The organism is Micromonospora sp. NPDC023869, assembly GCF_055559695.1.
This window is the reverse complement of record NZ_JBVHKD010000014.1, coordinates 99,291-122,960: the sequence shown is the minus strand read 5'-3', so window position 1 is coordinate 122,960 and position 23,670 is coordinate 99,291. Positions and strand designations below refer to the sequence as shown.

Sequence of the window (23,670 nt, the reverse complement as noted above, 5' to 3'; positions counted from 1 at the left end):
TTCACCGTCGGCCGGCCGGCTTGTCGATCAGCCCCGTCAGAATGCCGGCGAGGTCCGCCACGTATTCCTTCATGACCGAGAAGTGCTCACCCTTCGCCCGGTGTACCTCCAGCCCGGCGGTCCGCTCGCGCCACCGTTGGAGGTAGTCGTGGTAGCTCTGGCCGGAGCTGACGACCTCGTGCTCGCCCAGCGCCAGCTCGTCGCTGACGATCAGATCCAGGTGACCGGCGTACGGGCGGTCCCGGTAGGACAGCACCATCTCCATCACCTCATCCCACATCCGCGCGGCGGGCAGCCACATCGTTCCCGCGCCACGCTCGGGGAGCGTGATCCCGTCGTTGCCGACGATGTCGTCCACGATGTGTTCGAGCAGCGCCAGCGTCTCCTGTCGGAGCACCGAGGTGTCCTCGTCCGGCGGCGCCGCGTCGAGCCGCTCCAGATTCGTCACACACTGCTTGATCAGCCCGTACTCCGACCAGAGGTGTTCCTTCTGCCAGGCGTCCTGGCCCGGGTCGAGCAGGACGAAGGTGACCTGTTCGCCTTCGGCCATCAGTCGGCTCGCCATCTCGGTGCTCACCCCGCTACCGCCACACCAGCTGAAGATCCGGTACGGCCCCTGCGGGACCGCCGCCCGCAACTCCGCGAGGTAGCGGGTCGCCATGTCCTCCGTGGAGGGCACCGCGCCGGTCGCCGGGTCGCGGCCCGGCCATTCGAAGGCGACCACCGGCAGACTCGGATCGAGGTGCTCGGCCAGCCGCCGGTACCAGTGCGCGCTGCCGCCGCCGGGGTGCACACACACCAGTGGCGGTTGGTCGCCGGTCCGGCGCAACCAGAGCAACGCCGTGACCGGCTGCCGCTCGCCGTCGATCGACGCGGCGAGCGCCGCGAGCGTGCGGTGCTCGACGAAGGTGCGAACGGTCGTCTCGATGCCGTGCCGGTCCCGCAGCATCGCGATCGCCCGCAACGTCAGCAGCGAGTGCCCGCCGAGGTCGAAGAAATCGTCGTCACGGCCGACCCGGGGCAGGTGGAAGACCTCGGTCCAGACCTCGGCGACGGCCAGTTCCGTGGGCGTTCGCGGCGCGCTGTATTCCCGTACCGACGTTCCGGCTGCCGGTCGGGGCAACGCGGCCCGGTCGAGCTTGCCGTTGTTGTTCAAGGGGAGCCGGTCCAGGCGGACCCAGGCCGTCGGGACCAGGAAACCGGGCACCCTGCTGCGCATCACGTCACCGAGCCGGGCGGGGTCGGCCGGGCCGTCCTCGTCGAGCACGACGTACCCGACGAGCTGCTTGATGCCGTCCACGCCCTGGTACGCCGCCGCCGCGGCAGCCCGCACCGTGGGCAGCTCGGCGATCGCGGCCTCCACCTCGCCCAACTCGACGCGGTGCCCTCGGATCTTCACCTGGTGGTCGCGCCGCCCGATGAAGTGGATCGTGCCGTCCGGATCCTGGCGGACCATGTCCCCGGTGCGGTAGAGCCGGTTTCCCGGCGCGTGTCCGGACGGGTCCGGTACGAAGCGTTCGGCGGTCAGGTCCGGACGGCTCTGGTATCCGCGCGCGACGCCCGGACCTCCCAGCAGCAGCTCACCCGGCACGCCGAACGGAACCGGGTCGAGGTTCTCGTCGACGACGTGCACGTAGGTGTGGTGGATCGGCTTCCCGATCGGAATGACGTCGGTGAGCGCCGGTAGTGGGATCCGTGGGTGGACGGTGGCGAACGTGGTGCTCTCGGTCGGGCCGTACCCGTTACTGACCAGGACGCCGTGTTCCATCGCCTTGCGCACCTGCAGCGGTGGCAGCACCTCGCCACCGACCACCACTTCCCGTATCCCGGCCAGGGCCTGTGGCCGAACATCCATCATGGTGGTGAAGAGGCCGGTGGGCAGGCACAGCACGGTCACCCCGTGCCGGCGCAGGAGCTCGTCGAGCTCGTCGGCGGTCGGCGTCTCCGGGGAGACGACCAGCCGCGCCCCGTTGCACAGCGCGCCCCAGACCTCGAACGTCGACGCGTCGAAGGCGAGCGTGCCGGCTTGCAGCATGACCTGGTCGGCGTCCAGCTGCGCGTAGTCCTGGCCATGCACCAGCCGTACGACGCCGCGGTGCGGGACCAGCACGCCCTTCGGGCGTCCGGTGGAGCCCGACGTGTACGTGATGTAGGCGAGGTTCTCCGGTGACAGCGTCACCTGTGGCGCGGTGGTCGGTCGGCTGCCGTCCGACCACCAGTCGGAGTCCAGGTTCAGCGTGGTCAGCCCGGGACGCGTCGCGAAACGGTGGGCGTGGTTCGCTCCGCTCACCAGGACCTTGGCGCCGGCGTCGTCGAGGAGATACTCGATGCGGTCGCCCGGATACTTGGGGTCGAGCGGCAGGTAGCAGCCGCCGGCCTTGAGGATGCCGAGCAGCGCGACCACCGTGTCGATCCCGCGGTCCATGCAGAGCGCGACGGGCGTTTCCAGGCCGACGCCGTGCTCACGAAGCGCCCACGCCAGCTGGTTGGCCCGGGCGTCGAGTTCGCCGTAGGTCAGGCGCGAGTCGTCGCACTCGAGTGCGACGGCGTCCGGCCGGGCCTGCGCCTGGGTCGTGAACAGGTCGGTGACGCACGCCTCGGGCAGGGCGGGCCAGTCCTGCTGCGGCTCGGTGAACCGGTGCGCCGGGGTCGAGCTGAGGTCGACCGGGTTCGCGCCGTCGTCGGCGATCATCGCGGCGAGCAGTTCGAGGAAGGTCTCGCCCAGGGCGGTCAGCCGCTCCTGGGTCGCCCAGCCGGCCCGGCACTCCAGGCGCAGCTCGCCCGGGAAGGTCAACGTGACCAGGGTGAACTCGTTGGGGCTGTCGTCGACGACCGTGCCGAACACGTCCTGCTGGGCGTCGAGCACATGGAAGTCGAGGTAGGAGAAGATGCTGCTGATCAGCGGCGTACCGGTGCCCCAGGCGCGCTGCATCGCGGGGATCGGGTAGCGCCGGTGCGGCCAGACGGCAAGCTCCTCGGCGAACACGGCGCGCACGAGGTCGCGCCACCGGGGCGTACGCAGGTCCACCGCGAACGGCACCGTGTTGAGGTACATCCCCATCACTTCGTCGCCGCGCAGCAGTTCGGGCCGGCCGTTGACGACCAGACCACTGAAGAACCGCCGCTGGCCGGTGATGGCGCCGATCATCGCGAGGTGCGCGGTGTGCAGCACGGCCTTGAGCGAGGTCTGCGTCCGCGCGGCCAATGCACGCAGCCCCGGTTCGAGATGCCGCCAGGACATCCGCAGCTCCGGCACCGCGCCGTGGCCGGCCGGGGCGGTGTCCGCCGGCAACGCGATCCGGTCGTACTCACCGACCCGGCTCCGCCAGAACCGTTCGTCCGGCCCGGCCGACAGCGATCGCCGTTCCAACCTGACGAAGTCGGCGTACCGCCCCGGGGGCGGGGGCTTGCGCGCATCGGGGTCGGCGTCCCGGATCGCCCGGTAGGTGTCCCGCAGCTCGGCGATGAGCGAGTGGTGGCTCCAGCCGTCCAGGATGGCGTGGCATTCGGTGTGGGTCAGCACCCACGTACGCTCCCCGGTGCGGTGCACGTGCCAGCGCAGTTGCGGGGCGTGATCGATGGGCAGCATCGCCAGCTTCATCGTCTCCCGGTACCGCTCCAGGATGTCCTGCTGCTCGGCTTCCGGGAGCTCGCGCAGATCGTCGAAGCCCACCTCGACCCGCGCCTCTGCGTGGACGAGTTGCATCGGCTCGGTGTAGCCGGACACGTTGAACGTGGTGCGCAGGATCTCGTGCCGGTCCACCAGCCATTGCGCGGCCTGCTGCAACGCGGTCGGCGAGAACGGGCCGTCGTCGACGATGTCGAAGCTGGTGACGTTCTGGTATGCCGGGTGTGAGCCGTTGACCAGCATCTCGTACACCATGCCGGCCTGCACCTGGCCCATCGGGTAGGCGTCCACCAGGCCGTCGGGGAGCCGGTCACGGTCGGCCGGGTCGAGTTGCTCGAACGGGCCGACCGGCGGCTCGTCCGTACCGGTCGACGGCCGGGCAGCGAGGGTCGACAGCTGCGCCGCGGTCTGGTGCGTGAAGATGTCCTGCACCGACAGGTTCAGCCCGCCCCGGCGCAGGGTGCCGATCGCGCGGATGGCACGGATCGAGTCGCCGCCGACGTCGAAGAACCGGTCGTGCACGCCGATCCGTTCGATGCCCAGCGCCGCCGCGAGCGCCTCGGCGACGACGCCTTCGGCCTCGGTGCGGGGAGCGACGTACGCTCCGGCCGCCCAGGCGCGGCCAGGGGTCGGGGCCGGCAGCGCACGCCGGTCGGTCTTTCCGCTGGTGGTCAGGGGCAGCGCGGGCAGCAGCTGCCAGTGGCTCGGGATCATCGCCTCGGGCAGTCGACCGCGCAGGAACGACGCCACGTCGCTCACCTCGACGCCGGCGTCCGTGGCCCGGGCGACGAGGTAGCCGACGAGCTGGCCGTCGTGCACCGCGACGGCGACCGCGGACACTGTCGGGTGCTCCGCCGCCACCGCCTCGATCTCGCCGAGTTCGACGCGGTGCCCACGGATCTTCACCTGGTCGTCGAGCCGGCCGAGGTAGTCGATCCGGCCGTCCGGCAGGTACCGCGCGAGGTCGCCGGTGCGGTACAGCCGCCCTCCACCGCCGGACTCCTCGAACGGGTCGGGTACGAACCGTTGTGCCGTGAGTCCCGGGCGGCTGAGGTATCCGCGGGCCAACTGCACGCCGCCCAGCAGCAGCTCACCCGGCACTCCAATCGGGACCGGTCGCAGGTTGTCGTCGACGATGTAGGTGCGCGTGTTGGCGATCGGCCGTCCGATGGTGACCGGCGTGTCGGGCACGCACCGCACCGCGGTGACGTCGACGGCCGCCTCGGTCGGCCCGTAGAGGTTGTGCAGCTCGCAGCCGATCCGCTGGTGGACGGCGACGACCAGGTCGGCGGGGAGCGCCTCGCCGCTACAGATCATTCGGCGCACCGAGGGCAGCGGCCCGAACGACTCGGCCAGGAACACCCGCAGCATCGACGGTACGAAGTGCAGGGTGGTGACCTGCTCGGTGGCGATCAGGTCGGCCAGGTAGTGCGGGTCGCGGTGGCCGTCGGGCCGGGCGATCACCAGCGTGGCCCCGGTGATCAGCGGCCAGAAGAACTCCCACACCGAGACGTCGAAGCTGTACGGGGTCTTCTGTAGCACCCGGTCGGAGTCGTCCAGCCGGTAGGCGTCCTGCATCCACCGCAGCCGGTTGACGATCGCGCGGTGGGTGACCACGACGCCCTTGGGTCGGCCGGTCGAGCCGGACGTGTAGATCACGTACGCCGGGTGGTCCGGCCCCGCCGGGGTCGTGCTCGCCGGTGCCGATCCGCTGCCGTTGATGGCTGGTTCGTCGTCGGTGAGCACGATGGTGACGCCGGCGTCGGCACACATGTAGTCCCGGCGCTCGGCCGGGTGGTCGGGGTCCAGCGGCAGGTAGGCGCCGCCGGCCTTCTGGATCGCCAGCAGGGCCACCACCAGCTCGACGCTGCGTCGGCGGCACACTCCGACGATCGACTCCGGCCCGACGCCCGCGTCGACCAGGTACCGCGCCAGTCGGTCGGTCCGCCGGTCCAGCTCGGCGTAGGAGACATCCTTGCCCTCGAAGCGGAGGGCGACGGCGTCCGGGGTCCGGGCCACCTGTCGCGCGAACAGCTCCGGCAGGGTGCCGGTCGGGTACGCCACCTCGGTCTCGTTCCACGTCCGCACCACCAGCTCCCGCTCCGCCGCTGGGGACTCGACCAGTTGGCTGATCGGGGTGTCCGGCGTGGCGGCGATGCTGCCGACGAGAGTGGTGAAGTGGCTCGCGAACCGCTCGACAGTGTCCCGGTCGAACAACGCGGTGGCGTAGTTCAGGAAGCCGGTGAGGGTGCCGTCGGGCTGGTCGACGACCACCAGGGTCAGGTCGAACTTGGCGTCGCTCTCGCCGACCGGAAGTTCCTCGGCGCGTAGTTCGCCGACGCGGCGGGACGTGGAGTCCCCTTTGGCCCAGAGGAACATGGTCGAGAACAGCGGGGTCCGGGACGCGTCGCGCACCGGGGCCAGCTCGTCCACCAGCCGTTCGAACGGGTGTTCCTGATGGGCGTAGGCGCCGAGCGCCATCTCCTTGACCCGCCGGAGCACCTCGCGGAAGGACGGGTCGCCGGACAGGTCGGTGCGCAGCACCAGCGTGTTGAGGAACAAGCCGATCAGGTCCTGCACCTCGGCCCGGTCGCGACAGGCCACCGGGGTGCCGATCGTGATGTCGTTGCTCCGGCCGAACCGGCCCAGCGTGATCGCGTACACGGCCATCAGGACCATGAACGGCGTCGCGCCGGACTGGCGGGCGAGTTCGTGCAGGGCTCGGGCGTCCGGCGCGGACAGCGCGAACGGGACCAGGCCGCAGGCGCTGTCCCGGACCTGTGGGCGGGGCCGGTCGAGCGGCAGTTCCACCGCGGTGGCGCCGGCCAGCGCCTGCCGCCAGTAGTCGAGCTGACGGTCCAGCTTGGCGCCGAACATCGCATCGCGCTGCCACGCGGCGAAGTCCGCGTACTGCACCGGTAGGGGCGCCAGCGGGGACGGCCCGCCGGTCAGCGCGGCGGTGTACAACCGGTCGAGCTCACGCCACAGCACCTGCTCGGACCAGCCGTCGAAGGCGATGTGGTGCAGGGTCACCACCAGCGCGTGCTCCTCGTCGGCCAGCCGCGCGAGGGTTCCGGTCAGCACCGGGCCGGTCGCCAGGTCGACGGGTGCCCGGTCGTGGGTCATCCAGCCGGCGATCCGTTCGTCCTGCGCGGCGGGGTCGAGGCCACGCAGGTCCACCTCGCGCAGCGTGGCCGGCTGCGGAGGGTCGATCACCTGGCCCGGTTCACCGTCGACCACCACGTAGCGGGTGCGCAGCACCTCGTGCCTGGCCACGATCGCGTCGAGCGCCGCCCGCAGCGCGCCGGGCTCCAGCGGCCCGAACAGGCGCAGGCCGGCGCTGGCCAGATACTCCGTACCGCCCGGCCGGACCTGGTCGAGAATCCACAGCCGGCGCTGCGCGAACGACAACGCAGGCGGCGTCTCACGCGAGACCCGGGTGATCCCCTGCTCCGGCGCGGCGGTGGCGGCACCTCCGAGCCTGCGCCGAAGCAACTCCGCGCGCAAACCGGCTCGATCGATTGTCTCAGTCACAGGGCACCATCCTGGGAAAGCAGTTCGCTCATCTGGGCGTCGGTCAACTCGTCGAGTTCCGCCGTGATCAGGTCGGTCACCACCACCGCCAGCTCGGCCACGGTGGTCACCTCGAACAGGCAGCGCAGCGGGACCTCCACGGCAAAGGCCGCCCGCAGCCGGGCCAGGACCCGGGTGGCCAGCAACGAGTGGCCACCGAGCCCGAAGAAGTCGTCGTCGACGCCGACCCGGTCGACGCCGAGAATGTCCGACCAGATTCCGGCGATGGTCTCCTCCGCCGGGTCCCGCGGCGCCACGTACCCGCGGGCACCGTCGAGTTCGGATGGTTTCGGATCCGGCAGCGCCGCCCGGTCGACCTTCTTGCTCGGTGACAGCGGCAGGGCCGCGACGGTGACCCAGGCCGACGGGATCATGTACGACGGCAGCGACTCTCGTAGGTACGCCCGCAGCTCGTCGAGGTCGGGTCCGGTGTCGTGAGGCCATTCCAGGTAGGCGACGAGCCGCTTGTCGCCGGGCCCGACGTCCTTCGCGACGACGGCAGCCGCGGACACCGCGGGGTGCCTGGCCAGCACGGCTTCGATCTCGGCGAGTTCGATTCGGAAACCCCGAATCTTCACCTGGGTGTCCAGGCGGCCGAGGAAGTCGACAGCGCCGTCCGGCCGGAGCCGGACCAGGTCGCCGGTGCGGTAGAGGCGCGCTCCCGCTTCGGTGGCGAACGGATCGGGCACGAAGCGCTCGGCGGTCAGCTCCGGCCGGTCGTGGTAGCCACGGGCCAGGCGCACGCCGCCGAGGTACAGCTCGCCGGGTACCCCCACCGGGAGTGGACGCAGCTCCGCGTCGAGCACGTACACCCGGGTACCCGCGGCCGCGCGGCCGATGTGCAGGGTGGCCGTGCTGCGCTCGTCGGCGAGATCGCCCGACACCGGGTTGAACATGCAGGTGACGGTCGCCTCGGTCGGCCCGTAGGTGCAGAGGAACCGGCCGGGTAGGCCGGTCGCCGCCCAGCGTTGCGCGTCGTCGACGGTCACCACGTCCGAGCTGACGTTGACGGTCTTCATCGCGGTGAGCCGGTCCACGCCGGACTCCATCATCTCCCGGTAGTACGCCGGGGTGATCTCCATGATCGTCACGCCGTACTGCGCCAGCTTGGCCGGCAGCTCGCTGGGCGTCCAGAAGACCGGATCGCTGACCACGATCGTGGCACCGGCGGCCAGGGTGGCGCCGATCTGATCCATCGCGACGTCGAAGGTGAGCGCCGAGAGCAGCACGACCCGTTCGCCCGGGCGGATGCCGTACTGGTCGGCGACCACCCGGCAGTGGTGCGCGTACGCCCGATGCGAGATCATCACGCCCTTGGGGCGGCCGGTCGACCCGGACGTGTAGATGATGTAGGCGAGGTTGTCCGGCACGGTGACCGATGCCAGTTCGGCGGTCGGCCGGCCGCTCGCCCGGGCCGCGTCGTCGACGACCAGCACCGGCCGGTCGTGCCCGGCGAACCGGTCGGCGAACCGGTCGGTGGTCACCACCAGGTGCGCTCCGGCGTCGGCGAGCATGTAGCGCAGCCGCTCCGGCGGATGTTCCGGGTCGAACGGCGCGTACACCCCGCCGGCCTTGAGCACCGCCAGCAGCACCACGACCGGGGCGATCCCGCGCTGATGGCAGGAGCCGACGACGACCTCCGGACCAACCCCCATCGCACGGAGCTGGTGCGCCAGCTCGTTGACCCGGGCGTTCAGCTCCGCGTAGCCGAGCCGCTCGGTGCCGAACACCACGGCGGTCGCCTCCGGAGTCCGGGCCGCCCAGCGTTCGAACAGCTGCGGTACCGAGAGGTGCCGTTCGCCGGGCGGGTCGAGCAGGTCCAGCCGGTCCGCGTCGGGGTCCGCCCACTGGTGCACGATCGTGTGACGATCGTCGGCCGACAGCAGATCCAGTTCGCTGATCCGGGCCTGCGGGGCGGCGGTCACGCCGCCCAGCAGGCGTAGGTACTGGCCGGCGAGGCGTTCGATCGTCGAGCGGTCGAACAGCGCGGTGGCGTACTCGAACCAGCATTCCAGCCGGCCGTCCGGCTGCTCCATCACCGACAGGGTGAGGTCGAACTTGGCCACCGACAGGCCGCTGTCCAGGCCGGTGGCGGTGCACCCGGCGAGGGTGGACACCGCGTTACCGGCGCCGGTGTGCTGAACCTCGAACATGATCTGGAACAGCGGGTTGCGGGACAGGTCGCGGTCCGGTTGCAGGGCGTCGACGAGGTGTTCGAACGGCACCTCCTGGTTGGCGAACGCCTCCAGGGCGCTGCGGCGGACCCGGTCGACCAGGTCGAGGAAGGTCGGGTTCCCGCCCAGGTCGGCCCGGACCACGAGGTTGTTGACGAAGAAGCCGACGAGGTCCTCGGTCTCCGGCCGCGTCCGACCGGCGACCGGCGTGCCGATCGCGACGTCGGTGCGGCCGGTGTGGCGGCTCAGCAGCACGTCGAAGGCGGCCAGCAGAACCATGAACAGGGTTGCGCCGGTCTGGTTGCCCAGCTCCCGTACTGCCGTTCCGGTGGTCTGCGGGATATCGACGATCAGCATTTCGCCGCGCAGGTCACGACCGGGCTGGCGGGGCCGGTCGGGGGTCAGCTCGACCGGTACGAGCCCGGCGAGCCGGTGTCGCCAGTGCTCGATCTGGTTGCCGATGGTGCCGTCGGCCTGCCGCTCGCGTTGCCAGGCGGCGAAGTCGGCGTACTGCACCGCAAGCGGCTGCGTCGCCCAGGGGGTACCGGCGAGCCCCGCCACGTACGCCTCGTTCAGCTCGCGCAGGAAGATGCCCAGCGACCAGTTGTCGAAGGCGATGTGGTGCAGGGTGATCGCGACCAGGTGTTCGTCGGCCGAGGTGTGCACGACCGTGACCCGTAGCGGACGCTCGTGGGTGAGGTCGAACGGCCGGGCGCTCACCGCTTCGACGATCGTCCTGGCACGCTGCGCGGCGTCCGCGGTGCCGGTCAGGTCCACCACGTCGAAGGGCACCGGGCCGGGGGGATCCACCAGTTGCAGCGGAACACCGCTGTCCCCGACGTAGCGGGTGCGCAGCACCTCGTGCCGGGCGCTGACCTGCTCCACGGCGCGGCGCAGCGTCGCGGTGTCCAGCGTTCCGGTGAGGCGGTACACCATCGGGATCAGGTATTCCGCGCTGCCCGGTTCGAGCTGGTCCAGGAACCACAGCCGTTGCTGGCCGAACGAGGTCGGCAGGGCGCCGTCGCGGGGTACGGGCACGATCTGCGGCCCGCTGTCGGGTGCCGTGCCCGCGTCGATCGCTGCGGCGACCCGCTCCACGGTCCGTCCTTCGAACAGGGTGGCCACCGTCAGCTCCAGCCCGAACCGGCGACGCAACCGGTGCGCGAGCCGGATCGCCAGCAGCGAATGTCCACCCAGCACGAAGAAGTCGTCGGCGACGCCGACCCGCTCGGCCCCGGTCAGCTCGCCCATGAGGGTGGCGACGGCCCGCTCGGTCTCCGTCCGTGGGGCGACGTGACCGGCGGCTACGTCATCGGGCGCGACGTGATCCGGGTCGTCGCCGGGCGGGCGGCTGCCGGGGGGCGGCAGCGCCGACCTGTCGACCTTTCCGTTGGGCAGCGACGGCAGCGCGGCCAGCGGGACAATGCTGGCGGGAACCATCGCGGCTGGCAGCCGGGTGCCGAGGAATCCCGACAACTCGTCGGTCTCCACCATCGCCCCGGCGGCCGGCACCACGTAGCCCGCGAGTTCCAGGTCACCGGTGACGGACCGGTAGGAGGTGACCACGGCCGCCGCGACCGACGGATGTGCCCGCAGCGCGGCCTCCACCTCACCGGGTTCGACACGCACCCCCCGAATCTTGACCTGCGCGTCGAGGCGGCCGACGAACTCCAGGACCCCGTCGTCACGCCACCTGGCGAGGTCTCCGGTGCGGTACCACCGCTGGCCGGGCCGGGTGGCGAAGGGATTCGGGGTGAAGCGTTCGGCGGTGAGGTCGCCGCGCCCGGCGTAGCCGCGGGCGAGGCCGACACCGCCGATACACAACTCACCCGGTACGCCGATGGGCGCGAGCCGGCCGGCGGAGTCCACCACGTACAGGTCGACGCCGGGCAGCGCGGCACCGATCGGAACCGTACCGTCGGTCTCGCCACGCGCGTAGCGCCACGCGGTCACGTCGATCGAGGACTCGGTCGGCCCGTAGGTGTTGTACAGCTCCACCTCCCGCACTCCGAGCAGTCGCTCGCACAGCTCGGTCGGCAGCGGCTCGCCGGCCGAGCACACCAGCCGCAGCGCGTCACAGGCGGCCAGCTCCGGCTCCTCGACCACGGTGCGCAGCACGGACGGGACGAGTTGCACCACAGTGATCCGGTACGCGGCGAGGGCACCGACCATCACGGCGGTGTCGCGGTGCGCGTCCTGCGGCGCCATCACCACACAACCGCCGGACACCAGCGGCGCCAGGAACTCCCAGATCGACGCGTCGAACCCGATGGTCGTCTTCTGGAGCACCCGGTCGGTACTGGTGAGCCCGAACCGGTCCACCGCCCACAGCACCCGGTTCCGGATCCCGCCGTGACTGATCACGACGCCCTTGGGGCGACCGGTGGAGCCGGAGGTGTACATGACGTAGGCGGCGTTGGCGGCGTCGAGCGCCACCGGCGGCGGTGGCGTGACGCGGGCGATGTCGTCGCACTGCTCGCCGAGCACCACCACCGAGGTCTGCTGCCCCATCCGCTGTCGCAGCGCCGTGTCGGTGAGCACCAGTTCGACGCCCGCATTTTCGATCATGAACTGGAGTCGCTCGTCGGGCAGGTCGGGTGCGAGCGGGACGTAGACCGCGCCGGCGGTAAGCGAGCCGAGCAGCGCGACCACGAGATCGGTACCGCGGTGCAGGGCGACGCCGACGGCGGTCTCCGCGCCGACTCCGCGAATGCGCAGGAGTCTGGCCAGGTTGTCCGCCCTGGACCTCAGCTCGGCGTAGGTCAGCTCGGTGTCACCGCAGACCACGGCCACCGCGTCCGGCGTGGCCTCGGCCTGCGCCCGGAACAGCTCCGGTAGCAGCGCGTCGGTCGCTCCGCGCGGTGCCGGGTGCCAGCCGAGCAACTGCTGCTGTTGCGCGGCCGCCACGGTCGGCACGTCGCGCAGCGGCGTCTCCGGCGCCTCCGCCAGGTTCTCCAGCAGCGCCACGTAGTTGTCGGCCATCCGCTGGATCCGGGCCCGGTCGAAGATCGCGGTCGGATAGGTGATCCGGGCGGCCCAGGATCCGTCCGGCTCCTCGGTCATCTGAAGCGACATGTCGAAGGTGGCACTGCGTACGGGGGTCGGCGCCCAGTCGACCTCGATGCCGGGCAGACTCAGCGGCTCCCCCTGGCCGTTCAGGACCGCGAACCCGACCTGGAAGAGCGGGTTGCGGGACAGGCCGCGGTCCGGTGACAGTTCGGCGGCCAGGCGTTGCAGGGGTACGTCCTTGTGCTCGAAGGCGTCCAGGGCGGTTTCGCGGACCCGGCCGAGCAACTCGACGAAGGTGGGATCGCCGGACAGGTCGGTTCGCAGCACCACCGTCTGCGCGAGCGAGCCGATCATCGGCTCCAGCTCGACCCGGTTCCGCCCGCTGGTCGACACCCCGACACCGAAGTCGAGTTGGTCCGCGTAACGGCTGATCAGGAGCTGGTAGGTGGCCAGGAACACCATGAACGGGGTCGCCCGGGCGGCGCGTCCCACGGAGCTGATCCGGGCCGCCAACGGGGCCGGCACCGCGAACGCCACCACGTCGCCGGCCGGTTCCCAGGCGGCGGGGCGCTGCCGGTCCGTGGGCAGTTCCAGTGACGGCAGTCCGGCCAGGTGCTCACGCCAGTAGTCCAGGTGCCGGACGAACGCCGCGTCGTTCGCGTCCCATCGGTGGCGTTGCCAGTCGGCGAAGTCGGCGTACTGGAGCTGAAGCGGCGCCAGTGGCGACTTCTCGCCAGCGGCATGGGCCGCGTAGAGCACGCCCAGTTCCCGGGCGAGGATGCCCAGCGACGGGCCGTCGAAGGCGATGTGATGCACCACCAGCATCAAGATCGCGTCAGTGGGGGAAAGCGGCACGAGGGTCAGCCGCCAGGGGGCTGATGCACGCAGGTCGATCGGCGTGGTCACCGCCGCCTCGGCGATCTCCCGTACCCGTCGGTCTTGTTCAGCGGCCGGGTACCCGGTGAGGTCCACCACCGTGAGGTCGGCCGCCGCCGGCTCGTCGATGATCTGCACCGGCTGTCCGTCGACCGTCGAATAGCGGGTACGCAGAATCTCGTGCCGACCGGCGATGTCAGTGAAGGCCGCGGTCAGCGCCGCCCGGTCCAGCGGTCCGCGCAGCCGGAATCCCCAGTGCAACAGGTACTCCTGGGTGCCGGACCGGACCTGGTCGAGAAACCACAGCTGCTCCTGCTCGAACGACAGTCGGAGCTGGTTGTCGGCTTCGAGGATGTCAGTCATGCGCACACCTGCTGCTTCGTCGGTAGGAAGTCATCCAATGTGGTGCCCAGGCCGCGGCCCGACGCCGTACGGCGGACCAGGTCGGCCACGGCCAGATCCAGGCAGCCGAGCCCGAACGGGGAGAACACCGTCACGGCTTCGTCGCTTCTGACGTACCGCTCACCGGCCACCAGGACCTCGCCGAGCGAGGCGGCGATGAAGTCGCGGTGGCCGGCTTCCTGTTGGGCCAGGTCCAGCGAGGTCGCGGCCCGGCACACGTGGTCCGCGTCGTCGACGATGTTCACGCTGGCACGGATCGAGTCGACGGTGAGGTCACGCAGGGACAGATGCAGCACCAGCGTTCCCGGGCGGCAATGTTCGGTACCCAGGTGCGGGGCGCTCGCCGTCGTAGCCAGGCACACCAGCTTGTGGCGGGACATGGCGTCGGCCGCGTTCTCAGCCACGTCGATCTTCAACGTCGGCCACACCGACCGTGCCTCGGCGGCGAAGGACTGCGCCCGCTCGGCGCTGAGGTCGTACAGGGTCACCGTGCCCAGCGTCGGCAGCACGGTGCGCAGATACCTCAGCACCTCGAAGTTGATCGGACCGCAGCCGACGAGCGTCACCGCGGATTCCGGGCTGGACGAGGAGAGCGTGGACGCCGCCAGGGCGGCGCTCGCGGCCGTACGTCCGGCCGAGATCGCCGACGCTTCGAGGATCACCTCCGGCACACCGGTGTGTACCGAGTTCAGGATCATCACGGCCGAGGCCCGGTGCATCCCCCGGTCGAGGTTGCCGGGGAAGGATGACACCCACTTCACCCCGCAGGTCGGCGTCTCACCTCCCAGATAGGCCGGCAGCGCGATGATCCGCTCGCGCTCCGCGTCAGCGAAGCGGAGGAAGACCGACTGCGGCACCCGGGTACGGCCCAACGCGTGCGACCGGTACGCCGCCTCCACCGCGGACACCACATCGCGCTCGCCCCCGTCGAGGACGGAACGGACCTCACCTGCTCCGAGAATCAACATGGCGCCACCTCCATGTCGGGCTTGGTCCACAGGTGCGACACGTCACCGAAGTACGTCATGACCCAGTCGTCGTCGTAGATGGTGTCGAGGTACCGCTCACCGCGGTCGGGAAAGACCATCGCGCAGGTGGCCCCGGGTCGGATCTGGTCGCGCATCTGCTCCAGGGCCGCCACGACGGCACCCGACGAGCCACCGACGAGAATCGCCTCGCGGGCGGCCAGTCGGCGGCACGCCACAATTGCGTCGAGGTCGTCGACTCGGACCACGATGTCGGCCAGATCGCTGCGGTACAGCTTCGGACGCACCGATGCGCCGTGGCCGGGAATCATCCGCCACCCCACCGCCGGGCCGAATATCGCACTGCCTAACGCGTCCACCGCCACGATGGTCACCGGCAGCTGGTGCGTCCGGATGTATTCGGCGCACCCCCGCAGAGTGCCGCAGGAACTCGTGGCACAGAACAGGTAGTCGATGTCCGGCAGGGCGCGCACGATCTCTTGTACGGTCGTGTGGTGTGCTCGCGGGTTGAGCGGGTTCGAATACTGGTCCGGGCAGTACGCGTGTTCGATCGTCGCGACGAGGTCACGCACCCGACGGATACGGACGGGCAGGTACTCCCCCGTGGCCGGATCGACATCGGTGACCACCTCGACCTGCGCGCCCAGCGCCCGCATGATGGCGATGTTGTCCTTGTTGGTGCGCGGGTCCACCACACAGATGAAGCGAATTCCGTAGTACCCGCAGACCTGCGCGAGCCCGATTCCGAGATTGCCGGAACTCGACTCGATCACCACCGATCTGCCGGGTACGAGTCGCCCGTCGTGAATGCGTTCTCGCAGCATCTCCAGCGCCGAGCGGTCCTTGATGCTGCCGCCCGGATTGTGCGACTCCAACTTAGCGAACGTCCTGAACGGACTCTCGGGGTCGAGCTTCACCAGCTCGACGATCGGTGTCGCTCCGATGGTCGCCAGCACTCCTGACCCGGTGGGGGTTTGTTCGGTCATAGAGCCGCTCCTCGAATTGCCTCCGCCGCGATGCGCCTACTACGAGATTCCTCCGCACCATCGAGACAGCGCAGGGAAGAACATGCAGACTCACCGGTTGACGCCGGCAGCAGTTCTGCCGGAGGTTCTTCTGTTCTCTTCGTACTGCTGCCGCCGGCCGCGCCGTTTCCACCCGAAACGATCACCACCGCACGGCCGGCAGATCCGCGCCCTAGCGCGCCGGCCAGCGCTACCGCACCGCTTGGTTCCGCGCTGACACCGGCTCGGCGAAGGACACCCATCGCGTGGGTGACGGCCTCGTCGGTCACGCCGATCAGGTCGTCGACCCGGTGCCGGATGATCGGCCAGGGAACCGCACCGGGTCGTTGCCCGCGCAGGCCGTCGGCGATCGTCATGGACGGGGGCAGCTCGGTCGGCGCACCCTGGGCAACGGAAACGGCGTAGCGGCGTGCGGACATCGGCTCCACCCCGACGACCCGCACCCGCCGGGACAGCGCCGACGCCGCCAGGCAGACGCCGGCCAGCAGGCCACCACCACCGGTCGGTACGAAGATCGTCGTGACGCCCGGCACCTGTTCGAGCACCTCAAGCCCGACCGTGCCGGCCCCGGCCACCACCAACTCGTCGTCGGAGGAGGGCACGAAGACCGCCCCGGTCGCCGAGGCGATGTCGGCGGCCCGGCGGTCGCGTTCGACCACGCCACCGGTCACCTGGACCACGCTGGCGCCGAGCGCCCGGATCGTCCGGGCCTTACCGTCGCTGGCGCCGGCAGCCATCACGATCGTCACCCTGATGCCCAACGCGGCACCGACCATGGCGACGGCGATGCCGTGGTTACCGGAGGAACCGGCCACCACCTCGTCGGCGTACCGGGTAAGCATCGCGTTCGCCGCGCCCCTGATCTTGAACGAGCCGCCGCGCTGGCGGTGCTCGGCCTTGACCAGCACCCGCGAATCCAGCGGCAGCACCGGAGTGCGATCCACCAGGCCGGTGATCCGGTCGGCCGCCAGGCGCACGTCCGCGAGGGTGGGCCCGACACCTGTCGTCCTCATGGCCCGTCCACGGTGACCGCCCTGCGGTCGGTCTTGCCGCTGACCGTCGTCGGCAGGCGGTCGACCCGGGCGAACCGTCGCGGGATCATGTAGTGGGGCAACGTCATCGCCAGGTGGGCGCGCAGCGCGGCGTCGGTCACCTGCGCCGACGCGGCGGCGACGTGCGCGATGAGGAAGACCCGTCCGCCGGCATCGGTACCCGCGGTGACCACCGCGCCGGTGACGGCGGGATGGGCCAGCAGCGTGCCCTCGATCTCGGCCGGGTCGATCCGGTAGCCCCGGACCTTGATCTGCCGATCGATGCGGCCGAGATACACGAGGCCACCGTCGGGCAACCGACGCGCCAGGTCACCGGTGCGGTACATGCGCGCGCCGGGCGCGCCGTGTGGGTCCGGCAGGAAACGGTCCGCGGTCAAGCCCGGTCGGCCGCTGTACCCGCGCGCGACACCACATCCACCGATCCACACCTCGCCGACACCGCCGTCCGGCACGGCGTGCAGCTCGTCGTCGAGCAGATGCACGCTCACACCGTCGATCGGTGCCCCGATCAGGTCGAGCGTCGTGTCCGGGACCGGCGGCACGGCGAAGCGGGTCGAGGTCATCGTGGTCTCGGTCGGGCCGTACTGGTTGATCAGCCGTCCGGGCACCCGGTTGCGGCCATCGGCGACGAGGAACGGTCGCAGCGACTCACCGCTGGACACGGTCAGCCGCAGGTCGGGCAGATCACTGCGCCGCAGCGACGTCAGGAAGGTCGGGGTGGCCGACAGGATCGTGTTCACCCCCCACCTGCCCAGGGCCGCGACGAACTCACCGGCGCGCAACAGGGTGGAGCGCGGCACCAGGACCACCTGCCCACCGGCGACGAGCGGGGCGAACGTGTCACGGATCGAGGCGTCGTACCCGAACGGCGCGAGTTGCAGCACCACGGTGTCCGGACCGAGTTGGTAGTCGTCGACGATGAACCGTAGGTAGTTGGTGACGCCGAGGTGCTCCAGCAGTACCGCGTTCGGCGGCCCGGACGATCCGGAGGTGTGACTGACGTAGGCCAGCGAGCGGGGCGACAACGGTCGCAGGCGTGCCGGCACGTCAGGCGCGTCGACGAACACGGTCGGGCCGTCGATGGCGAGGTCGTGCTGCCCGGCCCGGACCGGTGTGGTGACCAGGAACCGGGCCTGGGCGGTGCGGACCATCGCCGCCAGTCGCTGATCGGGCAGCTCGGTGTTGAGGGTGAGGAAGGCGCCGCCGGCCCGAAGCACGGCCGCCATCGCGATGACGGCCTCCGGGCCCCGGTCAACCATGACCGCGCAAACCTGCTCCGGTCCGACGCCCTGGGCGACCAGCGCCCGGGCCAGCCGGTCGGTCCGGGCGGCGAAGTCCTCGTAGCACAGGGCGGTGTCCGGGGTGACGATCGCCGGTGCGTCGGGCCGGGTCGTGGCGTGGGTCAGGATGTCGTCGAGAAACGTGGTCACCGCCCCGCTCCGCCGCTCGACTGGTCGGCGGCGCACCACTCCAGGACCGCCCGGGCGCTGTGGTACTTGTTCTCGGCTTGGGCGAAGGCGATGCTGTCGGGCCCGTCGAGTACCGCGCCGGTCACCTCCTCGCCCCGATGTGCCGGCAGGTCGTGCATGAACACCGCGCCCGGGCAGGACGCCATCAGAGCCTCATCAACCTGGAACGGGGCGAACTCGTCACGCCAATCGGGCGTCGGCTTCGTCGAACCCGTGGTCTGCCAGCGGGTGGTGTAGACGACATCCACCGGTGGCAGGCCCGACAGGTCGTGCCGCTGTTCGACCCGCGCACCGCTACGCCGGGCAGACACCGCCGCCTGGTCGAGGTACCGCTGCTCCACGCCGTACCCGGGCGGGGTACGCAGGTGCAGCTCGGCGCCGGGATACCGGGACAGCGCAAGGGTCAGCGCCGAGGCGGTGTTGTTCCCCTCCCCCACGTACAGCACCCGTACGCCCTCGACCCGACCGAAGTGCCGGACGATCGTGGTGAGGTCGGCGAGGGCCTGAGTCGGGTGTTCGACCGTACTCATCGCGTTGATCACCGACATGCGCTTCTGGGCGGCGTACGCCCGAAGCTCGGACTCCGGCCCGGCGGTGCGGGCGACCAGGACGTCGAGCATGCCGGAGAGCACCGCGCCGGTGTCCTCCACCGACTCGCCGGTGGCCAGTTGCAGGTCGTTCGGGCCGTACGTGATCAGGCGGGCACCGAGACGCAGCGCACCGGCGGAGAACGCGGTCCGGGTACGGGTGGAGGTCTTACGGAACAGCACACCGACGACCGCCCTGGACAGGGGCTGGTCGGCTCCCGCGGAACCACGCGAGTACTCGGCGCCGCGCTGCACGATCCAGCGCAGTTGGTCGTCGGAGAGGTCCTCAATGGAGATCAGATGGCGTCGCTCGGTCATGCCGAGCCCCCTTCCAGGTGGCGATCGGCCGTGACCTGAGAGCCTGCGCGAGGTGCGGACCGACGAACAGGGACGGAGCTGCACGACGCGTCTGCGTGTTCGTCTCTATGGGCGGGACGCGTGGGCCCGGCAGCATCGGGCTCAGCTATTCGGATCACCCGACCACACCGGAGGGGTCATGACTGACGACGGTGTCTACCGCGTCGTGCGCAACGACGAGGAGCAGTACTCGATCTGGTGGGCCGACCGGGATCTGCCGCTCGGCTGGACCGCCGAGGGGACGTCCGGGTCGAAGCAGGAGTGCCTGGACCACATCGGGAAGGTGTGGTCGGACATGCGGCCGCGAAGCCTGCGGGAGCAGATGGCCCGGGTCTGACGGCCGAAGTCCGTACCGCACCTCGTGCCGCCCCGCCACACGTGGCATGCGGCGGGGCGGCAGCACCACGTCCCGTCGCCGAGGGCCGGCAGCTCAGGGCCGTGGACGCAGGCAGCCACATCGACACGGCTCCGAAACCGTCATGGACGGGCAGCTCCAACTCCGAGGAGACATCATGATGGCCCCGACTATCGAGTCAGAGGTCCGTAGTTACTGCCGAAGCTGGCCGATCGTGTTCGGCCACGGGCGGGGCAGCCGAATGTTCGCCGACGACGGCCGCGCCTACCTTGACTTCTTCGCCGGCGCGGGTGCCCTCAACTACGGTCACAACCATCCGGTCCTCAAGCGAGCCCTGCTGGACTACCTGGAGCGGGACGGGGTCACCCACAGCCTCGACATGCTGACCTCCGCCAAACAGGACTTCCTCGCCGAGTTCGCATCGCAGGTCCTCGCCCCCCGCAGCCTGGACTACCGCGTGCAGTTCACCGGACCCACCGGCACGAACAGCGTCGAGGCGGCACTCAAACTCGCCCGCAAAGTGACCGGACGCCACACCGTCGTCGCTTTCACCGGCGCATTCCACGGCATGTCACTGGGCTCACTGGCCGTCACCGGAAACGCCACCTTGCGCGCAGGTGCCGGCGTCCCACTCGGCAACACCTGGCGCGTCCCGTACGACGGCTTCGCCGGAGGCCAGGTCTCCGGGCTCACCCTGCTCGACACCATGCTCGCCGACAGCAGCAGCGGAATGGACCTACCGGCCGCCGTCATCGTGGAGACCGTGCAGGGCGAAGGCGGCATCAACCCCGCCCGCGCGATCTGGCTCGCCGACCTCGCCGAGCTGTGCGCCCGCCGCAAAGTGCTGCTGATCGTCGACGACATCCAGATGGGCTGCGGTCGCACCGGCCCGTTCTTCAGCTTCGAGCACGCCGGAATCACTCCCGACATCGTCTGCCTCTCCAAATCCATCAGCGGGTACGGCCTGCCGATGTCCCTTACGCTCTTCCGCCCCGAACTCGACGTGTGGCAGCCCGGCGAACACAACGGCACCTTTCGCGGCAACAACTTCGCCTTCGTCACCGGGGCGGCCGCGCTCAAGGAATTCTGGGTCGACAGCAAACTGGAGAAGCAGACAGCGGAACGGGACATCCTGCTTGAGGCGAGGCTGGCGGAACTCGCCGGTCGGCACCGGGCGCACGCAGTGACGTCACGCGGCCGGGGCCTGTTGTGGGGTCTGGCCTTCCGGGAACCGCCGCTGGCCCGACGGGTCGCCCAGGAGGCGTTCGCCCGTGGGCTGCTGGTGGAGACGTCCGGATCCGCCGACGAGGTGGTGAAGCTGATGCCGCCCCTGAACCTGACGGATGAGGAACTGGCCGAGGGCCTCGACATTCTGGAACAGTCGGTGACGGCAGCGGTCGACCGCTAGGTGGTTCCGGTCGTGAACCCTTCGGGGTTATGCAGCGGGTATCGTGCTGCGCACCGATGCCGAGCTGGCGGTCGGAGCTTGGCGAGCCAGACTCCTCCGCCACCACGCCCGGCCGCTCGCCCGATGCGAGGCGCAGTGGGTTTCCACCCTAGGCGCGGGATCCGCGGTGGAGGTAGGTGGTGGCACCGACGGCGAGAATCATGATGGCGGTGAGCCACGCCGCTGGCGAGGTGGAGGGCTGGATCGGCCAGGCCCAGACCCCCACGATGCCGCCGGTGTGGCGCGGAGCGGCAGCGTAGACGGCGCAGACGTAGAGGAAGGCTGGCAGCCACGCCAGCCGTACGCCGAGCAGCGCCGCGCCGCCGACGACCAGTCCGATACAGCCGAGCGCATTGCGGATCAGTGCATATGCACCGTACGTGTCGGGTTCCCGTAGCCCGGCCAGGCTGAGTGCTATGGCGGTCACGAGGGTGGCGACGAGAAGGTGCCCGGCTCGCCAGGCTCGCCACGGCAGGGAGGTGCTGCGTTCGAGGTTCTCGTCGGCGCCGCTGAGGGTGGGCCCGAGCAGTAGTGCGGCCAGCAGCGGTGCGAGCGCGATCACGGGGATCCGGGCGGCGGCCCCGTCGAAGTAGGTCCTGCTGGCGAGCCACGTGCCGCCGGCACCGGCCAGCAGTGTGATGACGCCGAGGCCGACTGCGAAGGTCGACGCGCCTCGGGCGGCCAGGTGCAGCCGGAGAAACCGCCGGGTCAGGGCCATTGGCCGAGCCGGATCAGAGTCTGCTCGTCGCATCGGTCAGCGGCGGCGAGGTAGTCGGCGAACCAGGCTCGCTGCGCGTGCTCCGGCATCGCGCGGAGCCTGGCGATGGGTGCGTCGGCGATGGTCGCCGACTCGTCGAGCATCCACTCGGCGGCCAGCTCATCGGTCCAGTAGACCCGCTGGTCGATCCTGCGTACCCCGGTGGGATCCGCGCAGACGGCGCGGGTGATCTGCCGCAGGTCGGCCCGCAGATGGTCGGGGCTGGCCAGGCCGCCGAGCGCGGTCGACTGGTGGCCGAGGCTGAGCCAGACCGTGTCGTCGTCCTCGCCGAAGGCCTGGCCGATCGGCTTCGCGGCCTCGTCGACCGCCCTGCTAGGTGCTCCGGGTATCCCGTCGAGACGTTCCAGGACCGGCTGCACGGCCGCGGTGACGTCATCGAACAGGAAGGCGTTGATCCTGGAGAGACACACCTGGGGGCCGCTGCTGGTGCAGACCAGCTCCAGCGCCGCCGGGTCGGCCGGGAGGTGGCGGGTGTCCCGCCCGATGACGATCGGCACCGCGACGGTGATGGCGAGGACGCCGGTCAGCAGGGCGGCTCGGCGCCACCGCGCGGCGGCGGCGAGCAGCAGAGCCGTCACTGTCACCAGCCAGGCGGCCTGCAACACGGTGACGCGCGCGGGGATGAGGGAGTGCGCCGCCCAGCCGCCGTAAAGGGGCGAGAGCCACGCCCAGGCCGTGCCGTCGCCGTACGCCACGACGGCCAGGCCGAGGTAGCTGGCGAGCGCGGCGATCGGCGCCGCCACCCGCAGGGGGACGAGCCGTCCGACGAGGACACCGAGCGCACCGGCAGCGGCCAGGGCCAGGACACCGACGATCAGCGTCCACCACCAGCCTCCACCGGCGTATGTCGCGACCCGGGCGACCAGCACCGCCGCCCCGGCGAACGCGGCCAACAGCCCAGCGGTACCGGACAGGGTCACGGCCAGCCAGGCCACCGCCAGCGGCTGCCATCTCGGGCGCGGGGTGGAGGCGATCAGCTCGTCCATGTCGCGCCGCCGTTCCCGACCGGACTGCCACGCTCCGGCCGCGACCATGAGGGCACAGAGCACCAGCATCGACATACGCAGGTAGTTCGCCAGCCCCGCCCACCGGCCGCCCCAGTCGTCCGGATGGATGACCAGCAGCCACACTCCGATGCCGAACATCGCCAGCGCGGCGGCGGGCGCCGTACCCCGGCGTAGCTCCACCCCCAGCACGCGCCTCACCGCGGTGCCGTCCGCGCGCCGCGCAGCACCGCCGTGTAACCCCGCTCGATCGGGGAGTCGCCGCTGTCGCCGTCGCCGCCGGCCGCGATCAGCTCGTCGGGAAGTCCGGTGAAGACCATCCGCCCCCCGTCGACCAGGTGCACCCGGGAGCATGCCGCCACGACGTCCTCGACCAGGTGGGTGCTGACCAGTACGACGGCGTCCAGCCCCACCTCCCGCAGCAACGCCCGCAACTCCACCCGCTGCTCCGGGTCCAGACCCGCAGTCGGCTCGTCCAACAACAGCAGCCGAGGTTCGTTCACGATGGCCTGCGCGATGCCGGCACGACGCAGCATGCCACCGGAGAGGTGTTTCATCCGGTCGTCAGCCCGGTCGAGCAAACCGACCCGCTCGATCGCCCGATCCACCGCCAGTGGAATCCTGCCCGGTGGCATCTCCCGCAGCCAGCCGAAGTACTCCACGAATTCCCGGACGGTGAAGCGCGGGTAGAAGCCGAATGCCTGGGGCAGGTAGCCCACCTGGCGGCGTACCTGCCGCAACCCCGAGGGGTCGCCGATGCGATGACCCAGCAGCCGGACGTCACCCCGGTCGGGGCGCAGCACCGTGGCCAGGACTCGCATCAGGGTGGTCTTGCCGGCGCCGTTCGGACCGAGCAACCCGTGCACGCCCACCCCCAAGTCGAGGTCCAGATCGTCGAAGACGACCCGCCTGCCGTACCCCACGCGCAGGCCGTCGACGTTCACCATG

Annotated in this window: 12 protein-coding genes; 2 read left to right on the top strand and 10 right to left on the bottom strand. The window is 70.6% G+C overall.

Translation table 11 applies throughout. From position 1 onward, the window contains the following. Window position 1: 1 nt before the first annotated feature. From ACZ31C_RS28570 to ACZ31C_RS28540, 7 genes are read right to left on the bottom strand one after another with little or no spacing between them, the layout of a single operon-like run. The gene (locus ACZ31C_RS28570) at window positions 2–7,162 is read right to left on the bottom strand and encodes an amino acid adenylation domain-containing protein (protein WP_465797924.1); all 7,161 of its coding nucleotides are present in this window, start codon (window positions 7,160–7,162) and stop codon (window positions 2–4) included. Then, on the bottom strand, window positions 7,159–13,614 hold the full coding sequence (locus ACZ31C_RS28565) for an amino acid adenylation domain-containing protein (protein WP_465797948.1): 6,456 nt from the start codon (window positions 13,612–13,614) through the stop codon (window positions 7,159–7,161). The genes ACZ31C_RS28570 and ACZ31C_RS28565 overlap by 4 nt, the downstream gene beginning before the upstream one ends. A 5-nt stretch (window positions 13,615–13,619) precedes the next feature. Further along, window positions 13,620–14,630, bottom strand: coding sequence for a 2,3-diaminopropionate biosynthesis protein SbnB (sbnB, locus tag ACZ31C_RS28560; RefSeq protein WP_465797923.1), 1,011 nt, complete (start codon window positions 14,628–14,630; stop codon window positions 13,620–13,622). After that, window positions 14,624–15,634: a 2,3-diaminopropionate biosynthesis protein SbnA gene (sbnA, locus tag ACZ31C_RS28555; protein WP_465797922.1), complete on the bottom strand. Its 1,011-nt coding sequence runs from the start codon at window positions 15,632–15,634 to the stop codon at window positions 14,624–14,626. The genes sbnB and sbnA overlap by 7 nt, the downstream gene beginning before the upstream one ends. Further along, window positions 15,631–16,686: a threonine ammonia-lyase gene (locus ACZ31C_RS28550; protein ID WP_465797921.1), complete on the bottom strand. Its 1,056-nt coding sequence runs from the start codon at window positions 16,684–16,686 to the stop codon at window positions 15,631–15,633. The genes sbnA and ACZ31C_RS28550 overlap by 4 nt, the downstream gene beginning before the upstream one ends. Then, window positions 16,683–18,155: an amino acid adenylation domain-containing protein gene (locus tag ACZ31C_RS28545; protein ID WP_465797920.1), complete on the bottom strand. Its 1,473-nt coding sequence runs from the start codon at window positions 18,153–18,155 to the stop codon at window positions 16,683–16,685. The genes ACZ31C_RS28550 and ACZ31C_RS28545 overlap by 4 nt, the downstream gene beginning before the upstream one ends. Further along, complete coding sequence (locus ACZ31C_RS28540; protein WP_465797919.1) at window positions 18,152–19,099, bottom strand: ornithine carbamoyltransferase; 948 nt, start codon at window positions 19,097–19,099, stop codon at window positions 18,152–18,154. Before ACZ31C_RS28540 ends, ACZ31C_RS28545 begins: the two co-directional genes overlap by 4 nt. A 178-nt stretch (window positions 19,100–19,277) precedes the next feature. On the opposite strand from ACZ31C_RS28540, the gene ACZ31C_RS28535 reads away from it, so the two are divergent. Beyond that, window positions 19,278–19,475, top strand: a complete 198-nt coding sequence (locus tag ACZ31C_RS28535; RefSeq protein WP_465797918.1) for an MbtH family protein — start codon at window positions 19,278–19,280, stop codon at window positions 19,473–19,475. A 175-nt stretch (window positions 19,476–19,650) separates the two neighbouring features. Then, a complete protein-coding gene (ectB, locus tag ACZ31C_RS28530) occupies window positions 19,651–20,901 on the top strand; it encodes a diaminobutyrate--2-oxoglutarate transaminase (protein WP_465797917.1) in 1,251 nt (416 codons plus the stop codon). Between the two features lie 148 nt (window positions 20,902–21,049). Here ectB and ACZ31C_RS28525 read toward each other — a convergent pair whose 3' ends face one another. From ACZ31C_RS28525 to ACZ31C_RS28515, 3 genes are read right to left on the bottom strand one after another with little or no spacing between them, the layout of a single operon-like run. Continuing rightward, a complete protein-coding gene (locus tag ACZ31C_RS28525; protein ID WP_465797947.1) occupies window positions 21,050–21,652 on the bottom strand; it encodes a hypothetical protein in 603 nt (200 codons plus the stop codon). After that, complete coding sequence (locus ACZ31C_RS28520) at window positions 21,649–22,923, bottom strand: hypothetical protein (RefSeq protein ID WP_465797916.1); 1,275 nt, start codon at window positions 22,921–22,923, stop codon at window positions 21,649–21,651. Before ACZ31C_RS28520 ends, ACZ31C_RS28525 begins: the two co-directional genes overlap by 4 nt. Further along, window positions 22,920–23,669 carry an ATP-binding cassette domain-containing protein gene (locus tag ACZ31C_RS28515; RefSeq protein ID WP_465797946.1) on the bottom strand — a complete coding sequence of 250 codons (750 nt, stop codon included), beginning with the start codon at window positions 23,667–23,669 and terminating at the stop codon, window positions 22,920–22,922. Before ACZ31C_RS28515 ends, ACZ31C_RS28520 begins: the two co-directional genes overlap by 4 nt. Window position 23,670: the final 1 nt, after the last annotated feature.